The sequence below is a fragment of the Celeribacter indicus genome (assembly GCF_000819565.1).
In the GTDB taxonomy this organism is placed as follows: domain Bacteria; phylum Pseudomonadota; class Alphaproteobacteria; order Rhodobacterales; family Rhodobacteraceae; genus Celeribacter; species Celeribacter indicus.
In genome coordinates, this window is record NZ_CP004393.1 from 3,749,924 (window position 1) to 3,767,935 (window position 18,012).

The 18,012-nt window shown below is 66.6% G+C and carries 13 protein-coding genes; 9 read left to right on the plus strand and 4 right to left on the minus strand.

Annotated elements, in window-relative coordinates:
• The first annotated feature begins 22 nt into the window (after positions 1-22).
• The 7 genes from P73_RS18495 (at position 23) to P73_RS18525 (ending at position 9,290) form a co-directional block, all read left to right on the plus strand.
• Complete coding sequence (locus tag P73_RS18495; RefSeq protein WP_043870726.1) at positions 23-1,081, plus strand: hemin-degrading factor; 1,059 nt, start codon at positions 23-25, stop codon at positions 1,079-1,081.
• Entirely contained in the window at positions 1,078-1,920 is an 843-nt protein-coding gene (locus P73_RS18500) for a heme/hemin ABC transporter substrate-binding protein (protein ID WP_043870727.1), read from the plus strand. The genes P73_RS18495 and P73_RS18500 overlap by 4 nt, the downstream gene beginning before the upstream one ends.
• A 3-nt stretch (positions 1,921-1,923) precedes the next feature.
• Entirely contained in the window at positions 1,924-2,997 is a 1,074-nt protein-coding gene (locus P73_RS18505) for a FecCD family ABC transporter permease (RefSeq protein WP_043870728.1), read from the plus strand.
• Position 2,998: 1 nt separating this feature from the next.
• Entirely contained in the window at positions 2,999-3,796 is a 798-nt protein-coding gene (locus P73_RS18510; RefSeq protein WP_043870729.1) for a heme ABC transporter ATP-binding protein, read from the plus strand.
• Between the two features lie 453 nt (positions 3,797-4,249).
• Positions 4,250-4,573: a hypothetical protein gene (locus P73_RS25755; RefSeq protein WP_139267124.1), complete on the plus strand. Its 324-nt coding sequence runs from the start codon at positions 4,250-4,252 to the stop codon at positions 4,571-4,573.
• Between the two features lie 498 nt (positions 4,574-5,071).
• The gene (locus P73_RS18520; RefSeq protein ID WP_043870730.1) at positions 5,072-7,939 is read left to right on the plus strand and encodes a sensor histidine kinase; all 2,868 of its coding nucleotides are present in this window, start codon (positions 5,072-5,074) and stop codon (positions 7,937-7,939) included.
• Between the two features lie 187 nt (positions 7,940-8,126).
• The gene (locus P73_RS18525; RefSeq protein ID WP_139267125.1) at positions 8,127-9,290 is read left to right on the plus strand and encodes a sensor histidine kinase; all 1,164 of its coding nucleotides are present in this window, start codon (positions 8,127-8,129) and stop codon (positions 9,288-9,290) included.
• A gap of 19 nt (positions 9,291-9,309) precedes the next feature.
• Here the strand turns inward: P73_RS18525 and P73_RS18530 are convergent, their stop codons facing one another.
• Together P73_RS18530 and P73_RS18535 are read right to left on the minus strand one after the other, a co-directional pair.
• Positions 9,310-9,675, minus strand: a complete 366-nt coding sequence (locus P73_RS18530; protein WP_043870731.1) for an Hpt domain-containing protein — start codon at positions 9,673-9,675, stop codon at positions 9,310-9,312.
• A gap of 38 nt (positions 9,676-9,713) precedes the next feature.
• Positions 9,714-10,685 carry a response regulator gene (locus P73_RS18535; protein WP_082033292.1) on the minus strand — a complete coding sequence of 324 codons (972 nt, stop codon included), beginning with the start codon at positions 10,683-10,685 and terminating at the stop codon, positions 9,714-9,716.
• A 257-nt stretch (positions 10,686-10,942) separates the two neighbouring features.
• On the opposite strand from P73_RS18535, the gene P73_RS18540 reads away from it, so the two are divergent.
• Positions 10,943-11,338, plus strand: coding sequence for a response regulator (locus P73_RS18540; protein ID WP_043870732.1), 396 nt, complete (start codon positions 10,943-10,945; stop codon positions 11,336-11,338).
• Positions 11,339-11,438: 100 nt separating this feature from the next.
• On the opposite strand, the gene P73_RS18545 is transcribed toward P73_RS18540, so the two are convergent.
• On the minus strand, positions 11,439-11,942 hold the full coding sequence (locus tag P73_RS18545) for an invasion associated locus B family protein (protein ID WP_043870733.1): 504 nt from the start codon (positions 11,940-11,942) through the stop codon (positions 11,439-11,441).
• 2 nt (positions 11,943-11,944) lie between these two features.
• Positions 11,945-16,618 (minus strand): autotransporter-associated beta strand repeat-containing protein, encoded by a 4,674-nt coding sequence (locus tag P73_RS24555; protein ID WP_052453405.1) that lies wholly within the window; start codon positions 16,616-16,618, stop codon positions 11,945-11,947.
• 485 nt (positions 16,619-17,103) lie between these two features.
• Between P73_RS24555 and ku the strand changes: the two genes are divergently transcribed.
• Complete coding sequence (gene ku, locus P73_RS18555) at positions 17,104-18,012, plus strand: non-homologous end joining protein Ku (RefSeq protein ID WP_043870734.1); 909 nt, start codon at positions 17,104-17,106, stop codon at positions 18,010-18,012.

The window sequence follows — 18,012 nt, forward strand, 5'->3', positions numbered from 1 at the left end:
ATGAATATTCAAGGAGCCAGCCATGACCAAGCCCCTCACCGCCGCAGACATCCGCGCCGCCAAGGTCGAGCATGCGCAGAAACGCGACCGCGACCTCGCCGACATGCTCGGCATTTCCGAGGCCGAGCTCGTCGCCGCCCATACCGGGGCGCGTGACGGGATGACCGTGACCCGCATCGCCCATGCGCCCGACACGGTGATGCCGCTCATGACCGCGCTGGGGGAGGTGATGTCGCTCACACGCAACGCCTCCTGCGTCCACGAGCGCGTCGGCACCTTCGAGGAGTACCGCTCCGGCGCCCATGCCGCGATGGTGCTGGGCAAGGAGATCGACACGCGGATCTTCCCGAAACACTGGGCCTACGGCTTTGCCATCGAGAACGGGACCGACACGGGCATCCGCCGCACGCTGCAATTCTTCGATCCGGCGGGCGATGCGCTCCAGAAGATCTTCCTGCGCGAGGGCTCCAACCACGAGGCCTGGGCGCCGCTCGTCGACCGCCTGCGCCTGCCCGACCAGTCGACCGGGATCGCCGTCGCCCCGCGCGAGGCTCCCGAGGGGGCGAAGATCAACGCCGACAAGCGCGACATCCTGCTCTCCGAATGGCAGCGGATGACCGACACGCACCAGTTCAACCGGCTCACCGCGAAACTCGGCATGAATCGCCTCGGCGCCTATCGCCTTGCCGGCGCGCCCCTCGTGCGCCGCGTCGCGCCCGAGGCGGTGGCGGGCTTTCTCGAGGCCACCTCCGCGGCGCGGCAGAAGGTGATCCTCTTCGTCGGCAACCGCGGCAATATCCAGATCCACTGGGGCACGCTCGACACCGTGAAGCCGATGGGGCCCTGGCTCAACGTGCTCGACCCGCGCTTCAACCTGCACCTGCGCGGCGACCATGTCGCGGAGGTCTACGTGGTGGACAAGCCGACGAAGCGCGGGCCCGCCGTCTCCATCGAAGCCTTCGACGCGGAGGGATCGCTGATCTTCCAGTGCTTCGGCCAGCGCGAGAGCGACGACGACGCGCTTGCCACATGGCACGGCATCCTCGCGGACCTGCCCGACCTGCGGGAGGCGGCGGAATGAAGACCCTTGCCTGCCTCGCCTGTCTCGCCGCCGCGCCGGTCTTCGCCCAGAGCTATCCCGAAGCCGATGCGATCGTCTCCATCGGCGGCCCGGTGACGGAAATCATCTACGCGCTCGGGGAAGGCGACCGCATCATCGCGCGCGACACCACCTCGCTCTATCCGCCGGAGGTGGAGGAACTGCCGGACGTGGGTTACATGCGCCAGCTCTCGGCGGAGGGTGTGCTCTCGGTCGGGCCGGATCTCATCGTCACCCGCGACACCGCCGGCCCGCCGGAGGTGATCGACCAGCTCGAGGCCGCCTCGATCCCGGTGGTCGGCGTGCCCGACGGCTATACCGAGGACACGGTCCTCGCCGCGATCCGCACCATCGGCACCGCGCTCGGCGTGGAGGCAGAGGCCGAACGCCTCGCCGGGACGGTGGCCGACGACTTCGCGGAACTCGGGGACCTGCACCGGGCCGACCCGCCGCGGGTGATGTTCATCCTCTCCAACCAGGGCGGGCGGCTCAACGTCGCCGGCGACGACACCGGCGCGAACGGCATCCTCGCGCTCGCAGGCGCGGAAAACGTGATGGCCGCGGATTACAAGGGCTACAAGATCATGTCCGACGAGGCGATCATCGCCGCCGCACCGGACGTGGTCGTGATGATGACCGGCGAGGAGGAACACGAGGCGCGGCGCGGCCAGATCCTGTCGCTGCCGGCCATCGCCCAGACCCCCGCCGGGCAGAACGGCGCCTTCGTGACCGTCGATCCCGCGGCGCTGTCCTTCGGTCCGCGCACCGCGGATTTCGCGCGCGAACTGAACGCGGCGCTCGACGCGGCGGTCGGGGGCTGAGCCATGGCCATGGCAGATGCCCCCACCCTGCCGCTTGCCGGCGACCGGCGGACCAAGGCGCGGCGCGTCCGCGTCCTCCTGCTGGCGGCACTCGTGCTCACCATGCTCCTCGGCCTCGGCTGGGGCGCGGCGGGGGACACGGATGTGACCGGCGCGCTCCTTGCCCGGTTCGGGATCGGCGAGGCGTCCGTGCGCGACACCACGATCGTCTGGGACATCCGCATGCCGCGGGTGCTCACCGGGGCGCTGGTCGGGGCGGCGCTCGCGGTGGCAGGCGCGGTGATGCAGGGCCTGTTCCGCAATCCGCTGGCCGATCCGGGCCTCGTCGGCGTCTCCGCCGGCGCGGGCTTCGGCGCGGTGGCGGCGATCGTGCTCGGCGGGCTCCTCCCGCTCGCCCTGCGCGAAATCGTCGGAGCCTATCTCGTGCCGCTCGCGGCCTTCGGGGGCGGCTGGATCTCCACCCTGCTCCTCTATCGCATCGCGACGCGCGGCGGGCGCACCTCGGTCGCGACGATGCTGCTCGCGGGCATCGCCCTCGGCGCGCTGACCGGGGCGGTCACCGGCTTTATCGTCTATCGCGCCAATGACGAGCAACTGCGCGATCTCACCTTCTGGGGCATGGGCTCCGTCGCCGGGGCGACCTGGGCGAAGCTGCTGACCGCCGGTCCGGTGATCGCGCTCGCCCTGCTCGCCGCCCCGTTCCTCGCCCGCGCCCTCGACGCGCTCGCCCTCGGGGAACCCGTCGCGCGGCACATGGGCATCGACACGCAGAAGATGAAGCGGATCGCGATCCTCTCCGTCGCCGGCTCGGTCGGCGCCTCGGTGGCGATCACCGGCGGCATCGGTTTCATCGGGATCGTGGTGCCGCATCTGTTGCGCCTCGTCCAGGGGCCGGAGCATCGCTTCCTGCTGCCGAACGCCGCGCTGCTCGGGGCGATCACGCTGCTGCTCGCGGACATGATCTCCCGCGTCGCGGTCACACCGGCGGAGCTTCCCATCGGGATCGTCACCGCCACGCTCGGCGGGCCGTTCTTCCTCTGGATCCTCCTGAAGAACCGCGCGCTGCTCGAGGTCTGACATGCTCACCGCCACAGACATCACCGTCCGCTTCGGTCCGCGCAAGGTGCTCGACGGCGTGACCTTCACCGCGCGGGCGGGGGAACTCACCGCCATCGTCGGGCCGAACGGATCGGGCAAGACGACGCTCCTGCGCGCCATGACCGGCGAGCAGGAACACGACGGCACCGTCGCCCTCGACGGCACGCCGCTGTCGCGGCTGTCCCCGCTCGACCTGGCGGAACGCCGCGCGGTGCTGCCCCAGTCGGGCAACATCGCCTTTCCCTTCACCGTGCTCGAACTCGTGCGCCTCGGCCTGACCTCCGGCCTCTCGACGGGGCGTGCGGCCGGGCTCGACCACCTGCCGCAGCAGGCGCTCGCCCGCGTCGGGCTCCAGGGCTTCGAGGGCCGGATGGTCCAGGAGCTGTCGGGCGGCGAGCGCCAGCGCGCCCAGCTCGCCCGCGTGCTCGTCCAGATCTGGGAGCCGGTGCTCGACGATCGGCCGCGCTGGCTGTTCCTCGACGAACCCGTCTCCGCCCTCGACATCGGCCACCAGCTCACGGTGATGGAGATCGCCCGCGACTATGCCGCGCGCGGCGGCGGGGTGATCGCGGTGATGCACGATCTCAACCTCACCTCGATGTTCGCGGACCGGGTGACGCTTCTCCAGTCCGGGCGGGTGCGCGGCGAGGGCCGTCCCGTCGACGTGTTCCAGGACGAGGCGCTGTCGGCCTGCTACGGCTGCCGGGTGCGCATCAACACGCCGCCGCCCTCCGGCGGGCCGTGGATCCTGCCCCAGGCCTCGAGCGCGGCGCACTGATCCCGCGCCCCCGGCGGCTCCGGGCACCCGTTTCCGACATACCGGAATGGGCCGAGGACAAGGCAAGGGCTATCGCCAGGGAGAAGGGCCGAGACTACTACGTACTACGCTCTGATTGGCTGGCGTTCGCCAAGGTCGAAGCGAGCAAAGGTAACCCACCCAAAAACACAGGCGCTGCCTTTGTGGCGTATTGTAAAAAGCAAGGCGGGCTGAGATGACTTCGAAAGCGATCCGAAGGCTTCTGGGCGCACATGAGGGGTAAATAGTGAAAAAATACAGAATTTACTTGATTTTTTTGTTGGTTTATTGGCTTTGTTCTTAGTTACAATTTATCCAAGGCCGTTCAAACGAGCGGGCTTAAACTACCTATCGGCACCACTACTTCAAGCATCAGAGCCAGAGTTCAGGTACGTTGGATTTTGGCATGGGTGTCAGATTGAAGTATACTCGCCTGTGGGTGACACAGTGCTAACTTTAGGCTCTCTACCACTAGATTTGGAAAGTAAGTTCTCTCCTTGGATTTCTTCACTTGAAGGCGTTTTTTATCAAGAAGCATATTTTTACACTTTAAATTTTGACGAATGCTACAGAGCTTTCGATGAAAGATACCCAAGTACAGATATGATTGAACAACTGTTCGGGGGCGTTCCAGGAACAGAACTGCGAGTAGGAGGGATAACAGAGTTTTCGAAACCGTTATCTCATGCTGATACTTTGATAATTTTCACCACCATCGACCAACAAAGAAAGCTAATCCTGCTGAGAGGGGGAGACTAGAATGACTTGGACGCGTGATCTAAACAATGGAACCTGACTGGCCAGTGAGTACGACGCCTCAATATGACCACGGCCAACAACTTGATTGTATACGGTCAGCCATATCGACCGTCTGACACGTCATACGATGCAGTGGTATCACTTAATCACAAGAACAACCCAGTTGTAACCGTCCAAATGCCTCAACAGCAAGTTATGGAATTTGGTTATGGATCTGGCGTTCAGCTTGACGATTTTGGTGCCGGTTCTCTCCTAGGGCAGAGCACAACTCTGGCGAACGGATATTACACGAAACAAGATATGATTGACGCAGGGCTCGCAATATGCCCCGGCGGGCGGCCGATGCCGCACCGCAACAAATCTGTTGCGAAATAGACACGTCGCCTGTGCGGTGATGCAGGACGAGACGTAGATCTTGGTGTCTGCTCGTCAGGGTTGTACGCATCTTGGATGAGCGGAATACGGGACCGGCACACCCCCTGCGGGAAAGTGAGCGACATGCCTGACAGGAACTATCTGACGCGGACGCATACGCTGATCGAATATATCGTCTATGCGGTCATCATCGGCTTTTTCTTCATCCTCGGCGCCACGCTCGAGCGGGTTGCGCATCTGCGCGCGGGAGAGGAACAGACGGTGTCGGTCCTGCGCACCCAGTCGATCCTCGCCGAGCGGATCCAGGAATCGCTCAACAAGAAATTCCTCTTCGCGCGCGGCCTCGCCGGCGCCATCGCGCTGTCGCCCGATCTCTCGGAGAGCGAGTTCTCCCGCCTCGCGGAGGGCATCCGCACCGAGGATCCCGCCGTCATCAACATGGCGCTGGTGCGCAACAACATCGTCACCCATGTCTTTCCCTATGACCAGAACCGGGAGTTCCTGGGCCGGGACCTGAGCGGGCTGCCGCGGCAGATGGAGGTGCTGAGCAACATCACCGAGACCGGCCGCACGATCCTCGAGGGGCCGGGCATCCTGCTCCAGGGCTACGAGGGCTTCGTCATCCGCGAGCCGATCTCGCTGGCGCAGGACGAGGCCGACCACGAGGCGATCTATGCCATCGCCTCGGTCGTGTTCTCGACGGAACGGTTTCTCGACCAGATCGAGATCGCCGATTTCACGCCCCGTTTCGACATCGCGATCCGCACCAACAGCCCCTTCACCGACGGCGACGGCATGATCTTCGGGAACCGGGCCGCCTTCAGGCAAGGGGTCGAGGCGCAGGTCCTGCACCTGCCGGCCTCGCGCTGGGAGATCGCCGTCGCCCCGCTCGCCGGCGCGATCGCCGCCCCGGCGAACATTCCCGCGATCCGGTTCACGATCCTCGTCGTCTGCCTCACGATGCTTGCGATCTCGTGGTATCTGCACCGGCTCCGGCGCGACAACTATCGCATCGCCACCCGGCTCTCCACCGCGATCAACGCCGCCCCCTCCGCGCTGGTGATGTTCGACGCGCAGGACCGGCTCGAGATCTGCAACACGCGCTTCAGGGAGCTCTACGGCGCCGACGCGCCGCAGATCGTGCAAAAGGGCGTGACCTTCGAGGACTTCCTGCGGGCGGGCCTCCAAAAGGGGGTCTACGAGGACGCGATCGGCAACGAGGAGGAATGGCTGCGCCGCTATCTCGTGCCGCCCTCGGAGACGGGCGTGCAGTTCAACGTCGAATTCGCGAACGGGCGCTGCCAGCAGGTGATCGAGCGCAAGACCCCCGACGGCGGGCGGGTCGCGATCCTCAACGACATCACGGAGATCCTGTCGAGCCGCAGCCGCGCCGAGCTTGCCGAGCAGCGCCTGCATGACGCCATCGACGCGCTCCCCGTGGGGTTCTGGCTGTTCGACAGGTCGGACCGGCTCGTGATGTTCAACAAGGTCGCGGGAGAGAAGCTCGCCGGCTGGCGGCGCGAGCTCACGCTCGGGCGGGACCTGCACGAGCTCACCCGGCGCCGGTTCGAGATCGCCGAAGAGGTGCGCATCGGCGAAGCCGCCGTCGAGGATCCCGACCAGGCCATCCTCGAGATCGCCAACGAGACCTCCGAACTCGAGGTCTGCTTCGCCGAAAACCTCTGGTTCAAGTATTTCACCCGGCGCACCTCCGAAGGCGGGCTGGTGGTGTTCCGCGTCGACATCTCCGACCTGCGCCAGCACCAGCAGCGCCTGGAGGACGCCAACCAGGAGCTCCGCGCGGCGCTGTTCGAGCGCGACCGGGCCGAGACCCGCTTCCGCGACGTCGCGGACATCAGCTCGGAATGGTTCTGGGAACAGGACGACTCCCTGCGCATCACCTATCTCTCCGAAGGCTTCCGGCGCACGATGGATCTCGACCCGTCCGAATTCATCGGGCGTTTCCAGGGGAACCTGATGGATTTCCGGGGCACCGAGGCCGAGGAGTTCGCCCGCGTCTTCGCCAAGATGCGCGCCCGCGAGACCTTCCACGATATCGTGGTGAACTTCAGCTTCGTTCCCGAAAAGGAAACCTGGATCAAGATCAGCGGCAAGCCGTCCTATGACGAGGACGGGACGTTCCGCGGCTATGTCGGCACCGCGGAGGATGTGACGCCCTTCTATACCGCCCTGCGCGAGGCGGAACAGGCGGACGAGGCGAAGACCCAGTTCCTCAACGTCATCAGCCATGAGCTGCGTACCCCGCTCACGGCGGTGCTCGGCTTCAACAGCTTCCTTGCCAACGCGGCCACCCTGCCCTCCTACAAGGCGGTGCGGGCCGCGCTCGAGAGCGACGACCGGGAGGCCGTCGCCGCCGCCTTCGAGGCCTTCGGCGGAGAGATCCAGAAATTCTCCGGCCGCATCCAGGCGGCGGGATACCAGCTGCGCGCGCTGATCGACGACATGCTCGACCTCGCGCGGATCGAGGCGAACACCATCCGCCTCGAACCCGGCCCGGTGGACAGCAGGGCCGTCATCCGCTCCGTCGCGGACCAGATGTCCGCGCTGATCGATGAGAAGGGGCTCACGCTCAAGACCGATCTCGCAGACGTGCGGATCCGCGCGGACGAGACGCGCTTCCGGCAGGTGCTCACCAACTTGCTCGGTAATGCCTGCAAGTTCACCGATGCCGGCACGATCTCGATCTCCAGCCAGGTGAAAAACGACATGGTGGTCTTCGAGGTGGCCGATACCGGCATCGGGATCGCCGCCGACCATCTCGACCTCGTCTTCGACCGGTTCGCGCAGGCGGAATCGGGCACGAAACGCAGGAACCAGGGCGTCGGCCTCGGCCTCGCGATCTGCAAGGACCTGCTCAAGCTCCAGAACGGCTGGATCCGGGTGGAGAGCGAGATCGGCCAGGGATCGCGGTTCATCTTCGCCCTGCCGCTCTGCGAGGGCGCCTGCGAGGAGGCCGAGGCGGTGTCCTGATCCGCGGAATGCCGCGAAAAACCGCCTGTAATCACAACAATGGGCGAAATCCGCCTTAGTCTTGCACCATTCCCCCGCGAGACTTGCAGCGAGCGCGACAGCCCGCATACTGCACCTGTCCGACGGCGCTCGGCGACGGCGCGCCGTGAGGGGACGTGTCCGCATTGGTTTTGGTGAGGCTCAGAGAGTGGTCAAGATTCTTCCCGGAACGCCCCCCGTCTCCGGCCCGGCTGCCGCGCAGCTCCGGGACCGGTCTGCCGTCGCAGACGTCGCCACCCGTCGCACGGACCGCACCGGGACATCCGGCGCGGGTGGTGCGGTCATGCTCGGCGCCGTCTTCGACGCGCTTCCCGAGGCTGCGCTGGCCTTCGATCCGGCGACGGGGGAGATCCGTTTCATGAACCGTGCCGCGCGGGAAGCGCTCGCTCCGCGCGCCGGGGCGGCGCAGACCGTGGAGACATGCGGTCTTTTCGCCTCCGCGGAGGTCCGCGGACGGCTCGTCGAGCGCGTCCTGGCGGGCGACGGGGACAGGCATCCCGTCGAGATCGGCGGCGAAGACTTCGTCTGTTCCGCGCGGCTTGCGCCCGGAGAGGATGGCGGCGCGCTCGTCGTCCTGCTGCTGCGCCGCGACACGGCGGAGGGGGAGCGGGAACGTGAGCAGATGCTCTCGGTCATCACCCACGAGCTGCGCACACCGCTCACCAGCATCAAGGGCGCGCTCGAGCTTCTCCAGTCCGGGACCGCCGGTCCGCTCGCGGAAAAGGCGCAGTCGCTCGTCGGCATCGCGATCTCCAACAGCACGCGCATGCTCGACCTGATCCGGGAGATCCTGCTGCTCGAGGAGACGCGGCAGAGCGGACCGGCGATCAACGCCCGCACGGTCGCGCTCGCGCCGCTGATCGACGCGGCGGTGGAGACGCATCAGGGCTATGCCGCCCATCTCGGCGTGACGCTGGAGGCGGGGGCGATCGCGCCGGACCTGTTCGTGAGGGTCGATCCGCTCCGCCTGTCGCAGATCCTCTCCAACCTGCTGTCGAATGCCGCGAAAGTGTCGCCGCGGGGCGGCAAGGTGGAGATCGGCGCCCGGCGCGAGGGGCCGGAGGCGGTGATCTCCGTCCGCGACCACGGTCCGGGCATCCCGGAGGAGCTGCACATGACGCTTTTCGACCGGTTTTCGCGATCCGAGGCGGCGGGCGGCCGCTCCGGCATCGCGAGCTCCGGGCTCGGCCTCAACATCGTCAAGACGCTGGTGACGAAACAGAACGGACGGATCCGGTTCGAAACGGAGGCCGGCAAGGGCACGACCTTCCGCGTCTCCTTCGCGCTGGCGGAGACCCCCGGCGCGGGCTGACCGCCCGCGCACGCCCGGCTCAGGAGAAATCCACCACCGCGTCTTCCATCTCGTCGAGCAGCGCCTCCACCGTCGCCTCGAACCCCTCGGGATCCGTGCAGATCCCGTGACGCAGGATCGCCCGCGCCTGGTCCTCGACCGCAGAGGCCCGGCTGCCCAGCGTGCCGATCCCGACCGTGCCGGCGAGGCCCCGGATCCGGTGGGCGACAAAGGCCATGCGGGTCGCCGCCGCGTCCGGGCTGCGCCCCTCCGCGATCTGCTCATGAAGCGCCTCGATCTCGAGGATCAGCGGCGCCAGTCCCGTCACGAAACGCTCCCGCACCTGACGCAGGGCGCTGGCAAGCTCCGGCGGCATGTTCTCGGCAATGGGCATGGTCGTGGTCATGGCTTCCTTTTCCTGACTCCGAACGGCCGACTCGGCGTTCAGACGTTGAGAATACTGGACGCAGAATGCCACGGACGGCGGCCGGAGTTTACTCTTTCCAGCGCCTTCGCGATCAATTTTTGAGGATTGGTGTCGAACATGGAGATCTGGACGTGCTCGCCGACCGCGACGGAGACGTCCATCGGGAGGCCGTCCTCCTGGGTCAGGCCGAATTCGTTGAGCGTCAGCCCGAGCGCGGTCTCGAATTCGTCGCGGTCGAAACTGGAATTGCGCGGCAGGAGCGCCGCGAACTGCCCCGTGCCGTAATAGGAAATCATGATGTCCTGCCCGCGCAGGTTCTCGAAGATCGCCTCCGCCACATCGGTGACGATGCCGTGGAACTCCACGGGCGTGGTCAGCGCGAAGAGCGATTCGACCTTGCGGATCTTGAACCCCACGGCGCCGAACATGAACCGCTTCAGGCGGTTCATGCGGTAGAGGTAGTTTTCCATGGCCACCGCGTCGAGCACATGCGGGACGTCGTAGATCCGGATCGGATCGGCGAGCTGGAAACTGTCCGGCGCCGGCAGTCCGCCGCTGAATTCGAGGCGCAGCGTGTCGGCCTTGCGGCGCGCGTCGGCGGCGCGGCGCTGCTCGTGATAGAGCATCTGCGCGACCCTGAGACGCGCACCGAGCTCGCGCACGTCGATGGGCTTGGTCAGGTAATCCGTCGCGCCCTTGAGGAAGGCGCCGTCGACATAGGATTTCGCCGTCATCGCCGTGAGCATGATGATCGGCGTATGGCGATGCGCGGGCAGCGCGCGGATCGCGCCGCACAGGTCGACGCCGCTCAGCCCCGGCATCTCGATGTCGAGAAAGAAGGTGGAGAACTCATAGGCCGAGCGCACGACGATCTCGAGCGCCTCCTCGCCGCTGCCCGCGAAGACCACGTCGCTGTGGCCCAGCGAGCTCAGGATGCCTTCCATGAGACGCAGGATGTTCGGGTCGTCATCAACCACAAGTAGCGTCATGTTTCGGTCTCCAAATCTTCGACAAAGCGGATCATTCGCTCCTGTCACAGTAAATCCGTAAACAAAGACGGCGAAACGCTCAACTTAAGAGCGATAATTTCGAGTGTTTCAGGCCAAATTAAGGCGAAGTTAGGGAATTCACCCAAAATACAATTGTTTCACCCGCCGTGTTTTTCCACAATGCGAAACATTTTTTGCGCGCCTCCGCGAACGCAAAACGCGGTTGCTTTTCCGCGGCAAAACCGTAGTAATCTGCCATGGCCGAATTGAAGCGCATCATGCATGTCGAGGACGACCCGGATATTCGGCAGATCGCGCGAATGTCCCTTGAACTCGTGGGCGGTTTCGAGGTGATCCAGTACGACTGCGGCCTCGACGCGGTCGAGAACGCGCCGGAGATCGCGCCCGACATCATCCTTCTCGACGTGATGATGCCCGGAATGGACGGGATGGAGACCTACATGCGCCTGCGCGAGCGCAGCGCCTACAGGGACGTCCCCGTCGTCTTCGTCACCGCCAAGGCCTCCCGCGCCGATTTCGGCCGGCTGAGGGATCTCGGCGCGACGGACATCATCCTCAAGCCCTTCGATCCGATGAGCCTGCCCGACCAGATCAGGGACATCTGGAACCGCGGCACCCCCGCCGCCGGCTGAGGCGCGCCGCTGCCCTCGCGGTCCGGCTCCCCCGCCGCCAGACAGCGAAAACCCCCGAAGCCCGGCTCCGGGGGTCTCTTTCGCCTTCGGGGATCCTCGCTCAGCGCGCGATCCCGTCATAGGCGGCGGTGAAGCCGGCGAGCGAGATCTCGATCGTCTGGCTGTTGCCGCGCGAGGGGGAGAAGCGGAGCTGGAGCGCCTTCCCCTTCTTCATCGCCGCCACATCTTCCGCCGTCAGGTCGACCTGGGCATAGCAGCTGTTCGGATCGCAGCGCGTCACCTCCGGCGTGGAGATCCCGGTGCCGTCCACCGCGAGCCCGATCCCGTCGGGCAGGTAGAAGCCCGTGGGGCCGGTCAGGATGAAATCCGTGACTTCCGTGTCCGGCCGGGTCCGTAGCTCGATCATGAAAAGGGTCTGCCCGGTTTCCTGGATCGACACCCTGTGAGACGCGGTGCAGATCCCCTCCACCTTGCGCGAGGGCGAGATGCACTGCGAATTCCAGGCGCTCGGCGCCGCCTGTGCAAGGGCCGCCCCCGCTCCCCCGGCCAGGAAGATGGCCGGGAGAAGGAGGGAGGTGCGAAGGGTCGTGAGAAGACGGGTCATGCTTACCACCGCGTGCTGAAGTTGAAGGACGCGCCATAGGCTTCGAAGCTGTCGCCTCCCGCCGCCTGGACGGACAGGCTCAGCCGGCTCGCAGCCCCGAGCGGCACCCGGACGCCCGCTTCCACGAAGCCGGTGAGATCGTCCGCCTCCGGCGAGGCCACGGTCCAGCCGGTGTCGTGCATCGCGAGATCGCGCGACATGAAGCGGTCGCCGTCCGGGCTGTGGGTGGCCCCGATCCCGACGTTCCAGAGGCTGTCGGTCCCCGCGAAGGCCATCGCGCCGCTGAGGCTGTAGCCCGCCGAGACCACCGTCGCCACGGTCGTTTCCTGCCCGGCGCTCACCGCCGTCAGGTCGGAGCCCTCCTCGGTGAAGCCCTCGGCCCGCGTCACGTCGCGGCGCAGATTGCCCCAGGCCGTCCCGGCCAGCCCCGCGCCGAGCGCCTGTTCGTAGCTCAGGCGCGCCTCGACGAAGGCGACATGCATGTCGCTGTCCGAGGTGTTGGCGGTCTCGCCGGTTGAGAGGCCGACGCTGCGGTCGGTCTCCACGTCGACGAAGCTCACCCCCGCAATCGAGGCGAACCTGAGCGCGCCCATGTCGCGGCGGTAGTAGACCGCAGCGTTCACGCCCTCGTAGTCCGCATCCCCGCTGAACTCCGCATCGACGGAACCGCCGGAATAGCCGATCGCCGCACCCGCGCGCTCGTTCGCCGTCTGCACGAGATCGAGGCCGATCCAGGCATGGTAGCTGTCCGAGCCATAGGTGGAGGCCGTCTCGTCCGCGTCGTAATCGGCGGTGAACCCGGCGACATCCGTCCAGAGCCGTTCGCCCTCGGGCAGATCCGAGATCTTCGACAGGGCGGCCCGGCCCATGCTGCGGCTCGACTGGCGCACGCTGGCAAGCGAGAAGGCATGGATCTCGCCCGATGCCTGGAGGATCGCGAGGGCCAACTGGTCGCTCGCCAGCCCGTTCAACCCGTTGAGGAATTCGCTCGCCGAGACCTGCGGATCGTAGATCCGTTCAAAGGCACGCCCGGCTTCCACCATGTTCTCGTAGTCATAGGCCGAGGCGAAGAGGCCGAAATCGTCCGGGATGATGGCGAGATCGATGTAATTCTCGCCATAGACCACGCTGAAGCGCGTGCCGTTGGCGATCCCGTCGGGCATCGACACCAGCGTGTCGAACCGGCCGGAAATCCCGCTCGCGTTGTCCACGGTCTCGATCACGCGGAACACGTCGCCCACCACCGGGACGAAGGCATTGGTCGCCGGCGCCGGAATGCCGCGCAGGAAGGGCGCGATGGTTCCGCCGGCCTGGACGACAGAGCCCGAGCCGGTCACCACCAGCCGGTCATAGCTGCCCGCACCGCCGGCCGCGTCGAAGCTGCGCCCGTCGATATCCACCTCGAAGAGGCCCGAGCCGCCGAAGGTCACGTTGCCGGCCACGGTCATCGTGCCGATGCCGTCGCCCGCCGCGAGGATGCCGTCGACGTAAAGCCCGCCGGCGATGGCGCCCGAACCGAACAGCCGCGCCCCGGCATCGACATCCATGCGCTCGCCTGCGACCGTGCCGAGGATCTGGAGCGCCCCGTCGGCCACGCGGGTGCTGCCGACGGAATGATCGCCGGTCAGCACGAGCGTGTTGCCGCCCGCCTTCACGAGATCGCCGTCGCCCTCGAACGTCCCCTCGAACAGCGCATCCTGCGCGATATCGAGGGTGAGAGCCGCGCCCCCGTCGATGTCGAACGCCCCGGTCCCGCCGAAATTGTCAGCAGACAATTTCGCATCCGCAAGAACGGTGGTGGTCCCGAAGGCCGCGTAGAAGGTGCCTGCGGCGATGTCCGCGGCCATCGCGATCTCGCCGTCGGCCTGGTTGATGATGCCAGCGTCGGAGGTGAGCGCCGCGTCGACCGTCACCGTGCCGCTGTTGTCGAGCGAAGCGACCGTCAGCGCCGCGTCCACGTCGAGCGTACCGGCGTTGTCCACCGCGCCCACCGTGTCCGCCGTGCCGGCGACGAAGCCCGCGCCCTCGGCAATCGTCAGCGCGCCGCCGTCGGCCAGCGTGCCGCCGCCCGCGGTCGAGAGGATGCCTTCGGAAACGACCGTCCCGCCGGTGTAGTCGTTCGCCCCGGTCAGGATCAGCGTGCCTTCGCCGGCTTTCGTGAGGCCACCGGTGCCGGTGATCGCCCCGCCGAAGCCGGTGTCGCCGCTCTGCGCCACGGTCAGCGTGCCGTCGAGCGTCACGTCGCCCGTCCCGGTCAGCCCGGCGGTGGTCAGGGTGCGCTCGCCGGTCACCGTCAGCGTGCCGTCATGCGCGACCTCGCCCGCCGCGGTGATATCCGCCGCCATGGCGATCTCGCCGTCGGCCTGGTTGATGATCCCGGCTTCGGAGGTCAGCGCCGCATCGACCGTCACCGTGCCGCTGTTGTCGAGCGAGGCGACCGTCAGCGCCGCGTCCACGTCGAGCGTGCCGGCGTTGTCCACCGCGCCCACCGTGTCCGCCGTGCCGGCGACAAAGCCCGCGCCCTCGGCAATCGTCAGCGCGCCGTCGTCGGCCAGCGTGCCGCCGCCCGCGGTCGAGAGGATGCCTTCGGAAACGACCGTCCCGCCGGTGTAGTCGTTCGCGCCGGTCAGGATCAGCGTGCCTTCGCCGGCTTTCGTGAGCCCGCCGGTGCCGGTGATCGCCCCGCCGAAGCCGGTGTCGCCGCTCTGCGCCACGGTCAGCGTGCCGTCGAGCGTCACGTCGCCCGTCCCGGTCAGCCCGGCGGTGGTCAGGGTGCGCTCGCCCGTCACCGTCAGCGTGCCGTCATGCGCGACCTCGCCCGCCGCGGTGATATCCGCCGCCATGGCGATCTCGCCGTCGGCCTGGTTGATGATCCCGGCTTCGGAGGTCAGCGCCGCATCGACCGTCACCGTGCCGCTGTTGTCGAGCGAGGCGACCGTCAGCGCCGCGTCCACGTCGAGCGTGCCGGCGTTGTCCACCGCGCCCACCGTGTCCGCCGTGCCGGCGACAAAGCCCGCGCCCTCGGCAATCGTCAGCGCGCCGTCGTCGGCCAGCGTGCCGCCGCCCGCGGTCGAGAGGATGCCTTCGGAGACGACCGTCCCGCCGGTGTAGTCGTTCGCGCCGGTCAGGATCAGCGTGCCTTCGCCGGCTTTCGTGAGCCCGCCGGTGCCGGTGATCGCCCCGCCGAAGCCGGTGTCGCCGCTCTGCGCCACGGTCAGCGTGCCGTCGAGCGTCACGTCGCCCGTCCCGGTCAGCCCGGCGGTGGTCAGGGTGCGCTCGCCGGTCACCGTCAGCGTGCCGTCATGCGCGACCTCGCCCGCCGCGGTGATGTCCGCCGCCATCGCGATCTCGCCGTCGGCCTGGTTGATGATCCCGGCTTCGGAGGTGAGCGCCGCGTCGACCGTCACCGTGCCGCTGTTGTCGAGCGAGGCGACCGTCAGCGCCGCGTCCACGTCGAGCGTGCCGGCGTTGTCCACCGCGCCCACCGTGTCCGCCGTGCCGGCGACAAAGCCCGCGCCCTCGGCAATCGTCAGCGCGCCGCCGTCGGCCAGCGTGCCGCCGCCCGCGGTCGAGAGGATGCCTTCGGAGACGACCGTCCCGCCGGTGTAGTCATTCGCGCCGGTCAGGGTCAGCGTGCCTTCGCCGGCTTTCGTGAGCCCGCCGGTGCCGGTGAATTCGCCGGAGAAGGTCACGTCGGTGTCCTGCGTGGTCATCGTGCCGCCGCCGGATTTCAGTTCGAAATCGGCGGAGGAATCCGTGTCGACGAGCAATTCGCCGCCGTCGAAGGCGTAGTTCAGCGAGTCGCCCAGGTCGGCCTGGCTGGAGCTCGGGTCGACGATGTCGGTCTTTGCGCCGATGACGACCTCGGAGGAGCCGGGCGGAACGGAACCGATCGCGACCTGGGAGAAATAGAGGATGCCGCCGTAGCCGAAGGCTTCGCCGCTGCCGTTCGGGACGATGGAGATCGTGTTGAACGTGTTGGTGTCGTTGATCGCGGCGACGAAATGGTTGTTGTAGTTGCTGGGGCTTCCGTTGGCGAGCGTCCCGGCGAAGGTGCCGCGTTCGGAGCCGTTGGTGATGGAGCCGATGTGGTTGATCCTCGAGTCGGAGCCGGAGGGGTTGGAGTCGGGATCGAACACGGCATAGACCGAGGTTGCCGCGCTCGAGGTTCCGTCGGGGCCGGTGCTCGCAAAGCAGCAGGTGCCCCAGTCGTTGACCTCGATCCCGAGCGCGTTCATCGAGACGGGCGTGGAGGCGCTCGCGTCGGAGAAGAATTCGACCTTAAAGCCTTCGTCCACCGCCTCGTTCCAGGCCGCCGCGCCGGAGGTGCCGATCGAGACGCTGGTGGAATAGATGCCGTCCGAGGAGCGGAAGCTGTTCTGGTTCAGGACCGCGCCGTTGGCCGACAGGCGGACATAGACGGTCGTGTTGCCGGAGCCCTGAACGGCGTAGAGATTGTTGGACGCCGTCGCGGTCGCGAGGTTGAGCGTGAAGAGCTCCACGGTGTCGGTGCCGGAGACCGTGCTGTTGACAACGGTGGAGAACCGGTTCCGCCCTGCATCGAGATCCGGATTGAAAAACACCGCCGGCTCGGCATAGAGCGCCGTGCCGTATGCGATATGCGCGGTGGTCGAAAGGAGTATGAGAAGGCCTCTGGCCGTTTTTCTTCTATGCACGCTGGATCCTCACCCTGAAAAAGCGCTCTCACGACCGCACCCACTTGCCATCGTGAAAGAGAGGGTTGCGGGACAATAATGATGCGCAACCTCTAAGGGAGCGGTACCGCCGCCTCAGCCAAGCGGTCAAGAAAGGGATGGCAGGATTTCGCGCTTATACAGAAATATCATTGACCCGTGGTGCAAACGCCACATATTGCGACAATCAAGGCAAAAGTTTGTCAACTAAACACAAAATCGCCACATGAATTTGCGAAATACATCTTGTTTTCGCATTGTTTTCGCACGAATCGCAACTTTGTCCCGACACGCCGAATCCCCTTCCCGCGAGCGCCGATCACCGCTCGCCGCGAGGGGCGCGCGCCCTCTCCTCTCGCCCGGACCGGCAGAAATTTGCCGGAAGCCGTCCGGACGCGTGCCGCCTCCCGCGGGTGAACAATTTCGCAATACGCGAGTTGGAGTCGTGATGAACCCAGGAGGGGACCATGGCATCTCGTGCAGTCTGGAAGGGTCAGCTTCGGCTTTCGCTCGTCTCGATCCCGGTGGAGCTTCATTCCGCCACGCAGTCCGGGGCGCGTGTCTCCTTCCGGCAGATCCACGGGCCGTCGCGCAAGCGGGTGCGCTACCAGAAGACGGTGCCCGGCGTCGGGCCGGTGAAGAGCGAGGACATCCTGAAGGGCTACGAGCTCGGCGATGACGAATATCTCCTGCTCGAGCCCGAGGAGCTCGACGCGATCCGGCTGGAGACGAAGAAGACGCTCGAACTCGTGCAATTCGTCGGCGCCTGCGAGATCCCGCCGCTCTATTTCGACAAGCCCTATTACGTGGTGCCGACCGACGATCTGGCGGAGGATGCCTATCGCGTCGTGCGCGACGCCCTGCGCGCCTCCGAGAAGGTCGGGCTCGGGCAACTCACGATGCGGGGCAAGGAATATCTCTGCGCGATCCGTGCCTGTGGCGACGGCATCCTGCTCGAGACGCTGCACTATGCCGACGAGATCCGCAAGGCGGACCCGCTGTTCTCCTCGATCGAGGACGATCCGGCGGACAAGGACCTGTTGTCGGTCGCGACGGAGCTGATCGACCGCAAGACCAGGCCCTTCGAGGCGGAGGTCTTCGAGGATCATTACGACAGCGCGCTGCGCGAGTTGATCGAACGCAAGCGCAAGAACCGCAAGACGCCGCGCGCGAGCCTTGGGGAGGAGGAGCGCGGTGCGGGCGGTGGCGAGAATGTCGTCGACCTGATGGCGGCGCTGCGGGAGAGCTTGAAGAAGGACGGCGGCGGCACGGCGAAGAAGACGTCGCGCGCGGGCGGCGCGAAATCCTCCGGCCGCACGGCGTCGAAATCCTCCGGGACCGGGACGAAATCCTCCGGTTCGAAGAAATCGGCCTGA